At 73.7% G+C, this 8,038-nt stretch carries 9 protein-coding genes; 6 read left to right on the top strand and 3 right to left on the bottom strand.

The features are described 5' to 3' along the window. Positions 1-360: 360 nt before the first annotated feature. Together sucC and sucD are read left to right on the top strand one after the other, a co-directional pair. Entirely contained in the window at positions 361-1,539 is a 1,179-nt protein-coding gene (gene sucC / locus EAD96_RS01600; RefSeq protein ID WP_073828859.1) for an ADP-forming succinate--CoA ligase subunit beta, read from the top strand. Between the two features lie 2 nt (positions 1,540-1,541). Next, positions 1,542-2,429: a succinate--CoA ligase subunit alpha gene (sucD, locus tag EAD96_RS01605; protein ID WP_121683015.1), complete on the top strand. Its 888-nt coding sequence runs from the start codon at positions 1,542-1,544 to the stop codon at positions 2,427-2,429. Between the two features lie 57 nt (positions 2,430-2,486). Here the strand turns inward: sucD and EAD96_RS01610 are convergent, their stop codons facing one another. Continuing rightward, positions 2,487-2,756, bottom strand: coding sequence for a DUF4190 domain-containing protein (locus EAD96_RS01610; RefSeq protein WP_120573175.1), 270 nt, complete (start codon positions 2,754-2,756; stop codon positions 2,487-2,489). Positions 2,757-2,914: 158 nt separating this feature from the next. Here EAD96_RS01610 and EAD96_RS01615 point away from each other — a divergent pair, with 158 nt between their 5' ends. After that, complete coding sequence (locus tag EAD96_RS01615) at positions 2,915-4,201, top strand: DUF6350 family protein (RefSeq protein ID WP_121683016.1); 1,287 nt, start codon at positions 2,915-2,917, stop codon at positions 4,199-4,201. An 83-nt stretch (positions 4,202-4,284) separates the two neighbouring features. Here the strand turns inward: EAD96_RS01615 and EAD96_RS01620 are convergent, their stop codons facing one another. Both EAD96_RS01620 and EAD96_RS01625 read right to left on the bottom strand, forming a co-directional pair. Next, positions 4,285-4,863 carry a DUF4190 domain-containing protein gene (locus EAD96_RS01620; protein WP_121683017.1) on the bottom strand — a complete coding sequence of 193 codons (579 nt, stop codon included), beginning with the start codon at positions 4,861-4,863 and terminating at the stop codon, positions 4,285-4,287. A 35-nt stretch (positions 4,864-4,898) separates the two neighbouring features. Further along, on the bottom strand, positions 4,899-5,195 hold the full coding sequence (locus tag EAD96_RS01625) for a CD225/dispanin family protein (protein WP_121683018.1): 297 nt from the start codon (positions 5,193-5,195) through the stop codon (positions 4,899-4,901). Between the two features lie 178 nt (positions 5,196-5,373). Here EAD96_RS01625 and purN point away from each other — a divergent pair, with 178 nt between their 5' ends. The 3 genes from purN to EAD96_RS01640 form a co-directional block, all read left to right on the top strand. Then, positions 5,374-5,994 carry a phosphoribosylglycinamide formyltransferase gene (gene purN / locus EAD96_RS01630; protein ID WP_121683019.1) on the top strand — a complete coding sequence of 207 codons (621 nt, stop codon included), beginning with the start codon at positions 5,374-5,376 and terminating at the stop codon, positions 5,992-5,994. Then, positions 5,991-7,565 carry a bifunctional phosphoribosylaminoimidazolecarboxamide formyltransferase/IMP cyclohydrolase gene (gene purH, locus EAD96_RS01635; RefSeq protein ID WP_121683020.1) on the top strand — a complete coding sequence of 525 codons (1,575 nt, stop codon included), beginning with the start codon at positions 5,991-5,993 and terminating at the stop codon, positions 7,563-7,565. Before purN ends, purH begins: the two co-directional genes overlap by 4 nt. Positions 7,566-7,710: 145 nt before the next feature. Further along, a partial coding sequence (locus tag EAD96_RS01640) for a hypothetical protein (RefSeq protein ID WP_121683021.1) occupies positions 7,711-8,038 on the top strand: 328 nt, incomplete at its 3' end.

Here is an 8,038-nt window from a genome sequence, read left to right on the forward strand (position 1 = left end):
CCTCTATGCACGATGCCCCGCCGCCACCCCTCGACCGACAGGGCATCGGCCGCTCCCGTCGTCGCGCTTGACCAGCGCGCCGACATCACACTCAACGACGCCCCCGACGGGCGGTTACGCCCCGGCCCGGACATCCCCCGGACGGCTGACGCCCGTGTGCGCCGGCGCGGCGGTGATCGGCCCGGCCGGCGCCGGCCTGTGCATTACCGCACACCCCGCACCCGCTCGGTTGCCGCCCGTTCCCATCTCGTTAGGCTGCGGCAAATGGCCTGTCTCATCTGATGACAGGCGTCAAACTGATTTTCCGAAGCTGGTGGCGGCGCGACGGCGCGCCGCGGAGACGGGACGGGACGCGCAATCGTGGACCTGTACGAGTACCAGGGGCGGGACCTGTTCGAGCGGCACGGCTTGCCCGTGCTCGCCGGCGGCGTCGCCACTACCCCGGAGGAGGCCCGCGCGATCGCCGAACGCCTCGGCGGCCGGGTGGTCGTCAAGGCGCAGGTGAAGGTCGGTGGCCGCGGCAAGGCCGGCGGCGTGAAGCTGGCCGAGGGCGCGGAGGAGACGGTGGCCCGCGCCACCGACATCCTCGGCATGGACATCAAGGGTCACACCGTCCACAAGGTCATGATCACCGTGACCGCGGACGTGGCCGAGGAGTACTACTTCTCGTACCTGCTCGACCGGGCGAACCGCACCTTCCTCTGCATCGCCAGCGTGGCCGGCGGTATGGACATCGAGCAGGTCGCGGCCGAGACCCCGGAGCGGGTCGTGAAGGCGCCGATCGACGCCAACACCGGCGTGGACGAGGCCAAGGCGCGCGAGATCGTCACCGCGGCCGGCTTCCCGGCCGAGATCGCCGACCAGGTGGTCGACGTCGCGGTCAAGCTGTGGCAGGCGTTCGTGGCCGAGGACGCCACGCTCGTCGAGGTGAACCCGCTGGCCACCACCAAGGACGGCAAGCTGCTGCTGCTGGACGCCAAGGTCACCCTGGACGAGAACGCCGCGTTCCGGCACCCGGACCACGAGGCCCTGGTCGACCAGGCGTCGGTGGACCCGCTGGAGCAGGCCGCGAAGGCCAAGGACCTCAACTACGTCAAGCTCGACGGCGAGGTCGGCATCATCGGCAACGGCGCGGGCCTGGTCATGTCCACGCTCGACGTGGTCGCGTACGCGGGCGAGCGGCACGGCGGCGTCAAGCCGGCCAACTTCCTCGACATCGGCGGCGGCGCGAGCGCCGAGGTGATGGCGAACGGCCTGGAGATCGTCCTGTCCGACCCGTCGGTCAAGAGCGTCTTCGTCAACGTCTTCGGCGGCATCACCGCCTGTGACGCGGTCGCCAACGGCATCGTGCAGGCGCTGGCGCTGCTGGAGCAGCGCGGCGAGAAGGCCACCAAGCCGCTCGTCGTCCGCCTCGACGGCAACAACGCCGAGGCCGGTCGGGCGATCCTCGACGGCGCGGCCAACCCGCTGATCCAGCGGGTCGACACCATGGACGGCGCGGCCGAGCGGGCCGCCGAGCTGGCAGCTGCGGGGGTCTGACAATGGCTATCTGGCTGACCAAGGACTCCAAGGTCATCGTGCAGGGGATGACCGGTTCCGAGGGTTCCAAGCACACCCGGCGGATGCTCGCCGCCGGCACCAACGTGGTCGGCGGCGTCAACCCGCGCAAGGCCGGCACCACTGTCGACTTCGACGGCACCGAGCTGCCCGTCTTCGCCTCCGTCGCGGACGCGATGAAGGAGACCGGCGCGGACGTCACTGTCATCTTCGTGCCGCCGCAGTTCACCAAGGCCGCCGTGGTCGAGGCGATCGACGCCGGCATCGACCTGGCCGTGGTGATCACCGAGGGCGTCCCGGTGCACGACACCGCCGCGTTCTGGGCGTACAACAAGTCCAAGGGCGAGCGCACCCGGATCATCGGCCCGAACTGCCCGGGCATCGCCTCGCCGGGCGCGTCGAACGCCGGCATCATCCCGGCCGACATCACCGGCTCCGGCCGGATCGGCCTGGTCAGCAAGAGCGGCACGCTGACCTACCAGATGATGTACGAGCTGCGCGACATCGGCTTCTCCACCTGCGTCGGCATCGGCGGTGACCCGATCATCGGCACCACCCACATCGACGCCCTGGCCGCCTTCGAGGCGGACCCGGAGACCGACGCCATCGTCATGATCGGCGAGATCGGCGGCGACGCCGAGGAGCGGGCGGCCGAGTTCATCAAGGCCAACGTCACCAAGCCGGTGGTCGGCTACATCGCCGGCTTCACCGCCCCGCCCGGCAAGACCATGGGCCACGCCGGCGCGATCATCTCGGGCTCGGCGGGCACCGCCGACGCCAAGAAGGCGGCGCTGGAGGCGGTGGGAGTCAAGGTCGGCAAGACCCCGACCGAGACCGCCAACCTGATGCGGGAGATCATGTCCGGCCGCTGAGCGGTCGGAGCGACGTGCCGAGGGGGTCGACCGGGGAACCGGTCGGCCCCCTCGCGTTCAGCGGTACCAGTACGGGTAGTACGAGTTGCCCCGGGCGCGCACGATGGCGCTGGCGACGATGTTGATCACACCGAACGCGATGGCCAGCCAGCCCAGCAACTGGGACTTGCCGTTGCGCCGGGCGTCGCGGATCGACAGCGCGCCGAAGACGATGCCCAGGATGCCGCAGCAGAACAGGCCGAAGACGATGCCGAGGACGCCCCAGAGCGTGGTCCGGTCCCGGCCGACGGCCGGTGGCGGCGGGGGCGGCGGGTACGGAGCGTTCACGGCTTCCTCCGAGCGGTCGGCACCGCGACGGGAACGGTCGCGTCTGAGGCCGAGGCTAGACCGGATCACCGCCGTGGGACCGGGGTTCGGCGAACTCGCCACGCTGCCGACCGGGTATCGGACTGCCGTCCTCCGCGCGGCGTGCCAGAGTAGACACGATGTCACGCGTCACCCCTGACCAGCCCCGCCGTCCGGCCACCGGTCCCCCCGCCGGCGCCCGGCCGCCCGGCCGTGCCCGTCCGGCCGCCCGGGTGCCCGCGCCCCGAACGGGTGAGGAGCCCCGCAGCCGGGCCCCGCTGCCGGTCGCCGCCGGGGTGGCCGCGCTCTGGGCGGCGCTGACCTCCTGGCTGCCGGTCTCCGCCGTGCTGGGCCTCGCCCAGCTCAGCGAGGACGCCGGATCGTTCGGCGGCGCGTTGCGTGCCGGCCTGGCCGGATGGCTGCTCGGGCACGGCGTGCCGTTGGGCACCACCGCCGGCCCGCTCGGCCTCACGCCGCTCGCGCTCAGCGCGCTCGCCGTCTGGCGGCTCACCCGCGCCGGGGTGCACGTCAGCCGGGCCGTCGGCGCGCGCGGCGCCGGCTCGCCCCGCCAGGCGCTCACCGTCGCGGTCGCGGTCGGCATCGGGTACGCGCTGCTCGGCGCGCTCGCCGCGTTCGCCGTCGACGCGGGCGGCCTGGGGGTCTCCCCGGTCACCGCCGCGCTCACATTCGCCGCGTTCGGCATACCCGCCGCCCTGGTCGGCGCGCTGCGCACCACAGGCGTGTGGGCGCTGCTGGCGGCGCGCTGCCCACCGCCGGTGCGCGACGGTCTGCGCACCGGACTCGTCGCCGCGCTGCTGCTGTGCGGCGCGGGCGCCGGCGCGGCCGGACTGGCGGTGGCCACCGGTGGCGGCGACGCGGCCGACATGATCGGGGCGTACCGGACCGGGGTGGCCGGTCAGGCCGGCATCACCCTGGTCAGCATCGCCTACGCGCCCAACGCCACCGCCTGGTCGGCGAGCTATCTGCTCGGTCCCGGGTTCGCGGTCGGCACCGACACCGCCGTCCGTACGAGTGAGGTCTCTGTGGGTGCGCTGCCGGCCGTACCGTTGCTGGCCGGCCTGCCGCGCGGCCCGATGGACGGGCTGGGTGGCGCGCTGCTGGCGGTGCCGGTGCTGGCCGCGATGGCGGCCGGCTGGCTGCTGGCCCGGCGGCTGCTGCGCGCGGCGGCCGAGGAACGCGCCGAGGTGGGCTGGCCGGCGCTGCTGCTTCCGGCCGCGCTCGCCGGACCGGTCGCCGGCGCGCTGCTGGGGCTGTTCGCGGCGGCCTCCGGCGGGTCGCTCGGTGGTGGCCGGCTGGCCGAGGTCGGGCCGTCGCCGTGGGCGGTGGCCGTGGTGGCCACGCTCGTGATCGGGGTGGGCGCGGTGCTCGGCGCCGCCGCCACCCGCACGCTGACCCGCACCCGCTGACGCGCACCCGCTGACCCACGCCGGGGCCGGGAGACGCGTCAGGGGCGCCCACCGGAAGGTGGACGCCCCTGGACGGCGGAGGATCAGGGCTGGGCCGGCAGGCTGACGTTGGCGACGATGCCCAGGATGATCAGGATGATGCCCAGGCCGGCGCCGACCGCGCCGCAGATCAGACCGGTCTTGGCCTGACCGTCGTTGTTGGCGAGCCCCTGCGCGGCCTTCTGGCGGCCCAGGTAGCCGGTGACGACAGCGGCGATACCCAGCGGGATGCCGAGGTAGAAGCAGCAGACCAGCGGGATCGAGGCGATACCGAGGATCATGGACACGAGGCCCAGCGTGTTGTTCGGGGTCTGACCCGCCCCGGCCGGGTAGCCCGCGCCCGGGTACTGCGGCGCGGCGCCGTACGGCGGCTGCTGCTGCGCGTACGGGTCCTGGCCGTAGGCGGGCTGGCCCGAGGTGGGCTGGCCGTACGGCTGGCCCGAGGTCGGCTGCTGGCCGTACTGCGGCTGCTGCCCGTACTGGGGCTGCTGGCCGTACTGCGGGGCCTGCGGCGGCTGGGCGTACGGGTCGTGCGGCTGGGCGTACGGGTCGTGCGGCTGGGCGGTCGGGTCCTGGTTCGGCTGCTGGCCGTACGGGTCCTGTCCGGGGTAACCGGGCTGCATGTCTGGGTGCTCCTCAGGTCGGTTCGGGTTGTCGGTCAGTTCGTGCCGCTGTTGCCGGCGAGACCAGCCAGGCCGCCGAGGAGGCAACATCCCACCACGATGACGGCGATCCAGATCAGACCGACGATGAGGGCCCACTTGGACCACTTCTTGGACTCGGCGGCTGCGGCCTGGGCGCCGGCGTAGTCACCCTGCTGGATCAGCGGGTTGACCTTCGACGCGTTGATGATGGCCGGGATCGCGAGCGGCCAGAACAGGAAGATCGCGACGATGGACATCGTCATGTTGTTGTCGATCTGCTGCGGCTGCTGCGGGGGGTATCCGGGCTGCATGGGAACTACTCCTCGGTCCGGCGGCACGCGGCGTGCCGGGTTCACTGGGGGTGCGGGCCGGGCACGGGGCCGGACACCGGGCGACCGGCAGCGTACCGCGATCACGCCACCGGGGAGGTCACCCGATGGGCCGCCGCCCCGCGGCCGGGCCGCCTGACCTGCCCGATAGGGTTGCCCGGTGACCGAGCCCGCGTCCGTCGCCCGCCTCGTCGTCCTCGTCTCCGGCTCCGGCAGCAACCTCCAGGCGCTGCTGGACGCCACCGCCGACCCCGGGTACGGCGCCCGGGTGGTCGCCGTCGGCGCCGACCGGGACGGGATCGCCGGCCTGGACCGGGCCGCCGCCGCGGGTGTGCCGTCCTTCGTCGAGCGCGTCAAGGACCACCCCACCCGCGCCGACTGGGACAAGGCGCTCACCGCGCGGGTCGCCGAGCACCGGCCCGACCTGGTCATCAGCGCCGGGTTCCTCAAGCTCGTCGGCCCGGAGTTCCTGGCCGCGTTCGGCGACCGCTACCTCAACACACACAACACGCTGCTGCCGGCGTTCCCCGGCATCCACGGCCCCCGCGACGCGCTGGCGTACGGCGTCAAGGTCACCGGGGCCACCCTGTTCTTCGTCGACGCCGGCATGGACACCGGCCCGATCGTGGCCCAGGTCGCCGTGCCGGTGCACGACGACGACGACGAGGACGCGCTCACCGAGCGCATCAAGTCCGCCGAGCGGCGCCAGCTCGTCGAGCAGGTCGGCCGCCTGGTCCGTAAAGGTTGGACGATCACCGGAAGAAAGGTCACCATCCCGTGAACGCCACTGAGGACGCCGGCCGCCGCCCGATCCGGCGCGCGCTGGTCAGCGTCTACGACAAGACCGGCCTGGTCGAGCTGGCCCGCGCCCTGCACGAGGCCGGTGTGGAGATCGTGTCGACCGGGAGCACCGCGTCGACGATCTCCGGCGCCGGGGTGCCGGTGACGCCGGTCGAGCAGGTCACCGGCTTCCCGGAGATCCTCGACGGGCGGGTCAAGACGCTGCACCCGAAGATCCACGGCGGCCTCCTCGCCGACCTGCGCAAGGACGCGCACGCCGCCCAGCTCGACGAGCACGGCATCGCCGGCATCGACCTGCTGGTCTCCAACCTCTACCCGTTCCAGGCCACCGTCGCCTCCGGCGCCGACGCCGACGAGTGCGTGGAGCAGATCGACATCGGGGGTCCGGCGATGGTGCGGGCCGGGGCGAAGAACCACGCCTCGGTGGCGGTGGTGACCGACCCGGCCATGTACCCGGCGGTGGTGGCCGCGCTCGCCGAGGGCGGCTTCACGCTGGCCCGGCGCCGGGCGCTCGCCGCCCGCGCGTTCGCCGACATCGCCGACTACGACGTCGCGGTGGCCGACTGGTTCGCCACCACTGTGTCGCCGGCCGAGGACGGCTGGCCGGAGTTCGCCGGCCTGGCGCTGCGCCGCCAGGCGGTGCTGCGGTACGGCGAGAACCCGCACCAGGCGGCGGCACTGTACACCGACCCGGGCGCGCCGGCCGGGCTGGCCCAGGCCGAGCAGTTGCACGGCAAGGAGATGTCCTACAACAACTACGTCGACGCGGACGCCGCGTGGCGGGCCGCGAACGACTTCCCGGACCAGCCGGCGGTGGCGATCATCAAGCACGCCAACCCGTGCGGCATCGCGGTCGGCGCGGACGTGGCCGAGGCGCACCGCAAGGCGCACGCCTGCGACCCGGTCTCCGCGTTCGGCGGCGTGATCGCGGTGAACCGGCCGGTGAGCGTGGAGCTGGCCGGTCAGGTCGCGGAGATCTTCACCGAGGTGCTGGTGGCGCCGGGCTTCGACGAGGGCGCGCTGGAGGTGCTGCGGGCCAAGAAGAACATCCGGCTGCTGCGGGCGCCCGCGTTCGCCACCCGGCCGGCCGAGTGGCGGCAGGTCAGCGGCGGCGTGCTGGTGCAGATGCGGGACGCCGTCGACGCGCCCGGCGACGACCCGTCCGGATGGACGCTCGCCACCGGTGACCCGGCCGACGAGGCGACGTTGCGGGACCTGGCGTTCGCCTGGCGGGCGGTACGCGCGGTCAAGAGCAACGCGATCCTGCTGGCCCGCGACGGCGCCACAGTCGGTGTCGGTATGGGCCAGGTGAACCGGGTGGACTCGGCGCGGCTCGCGGTCAGCCGGGCCGGTGACGAGCGGGCCCGCGGCTCGGTCTGCGCCTCGGACGCGTTCTTCCCGTTCGCCGACGGCCCGCAGATCCTCATCGACGCCGGGGTGCGGGCGATCGTCCAGCCGGGCGGCTCGATCCGGGACGAGGAGACCATCGCGGCCTGCAAGGCGGCCGGCGTGACCATGTACCTCACCGGCACCCGGCACTTCTTCCACTGACCGGTCCGGCGTCCGGGTGCCGTCCGCCGTCCACACGGCGGACGCACCCGGACGCCGTGCCGTTGCCTGCCGCCGGAGGCGGTTGCTAGCGTGTGCGCGGCGACGATCGACCGTCTCCGCTGTCTGTGAGCCCGGCAGGTGTGCCATGCGCGTTCGCGACCGGTTGACCGCCGTCGTCGTCACGCTGGCGTTCGTCCTGGCCGGACTGGGATCGGCCGCCGCGCCCGCGGTCACCGCGCCGGCCGCCGCCGAAGCGCTCGCCGCCGCCGCGCGGCCCGCTTCCGCCGCCGCACCACCCGCCGAAGCGTTCGCCGCCGCGCCGCCCGCTGCGGCCGCCGCCCCGGCGAGCGGAACGAGCGCGGTCGCGCTGCGTGCCGCGTACCCCGAAATCTCCTGGTCGGAACTCGTCGCCGGGCCGTGGCACGACCACGGCGGCGGCCTCGGCTACGCCGACGGACCGGACGACCTGGCCC

Origin of the sequence: Micromonospora sp. BL1, from assembly GCF_003667485.1 — a bacterium.
Classification (GTDB): Bacteria; Actinomycetota; Actinomycetes; order Mycobacteriales; family Micromonosporaceae; genus Micromonospora; species Micromonospora tulbaghiae.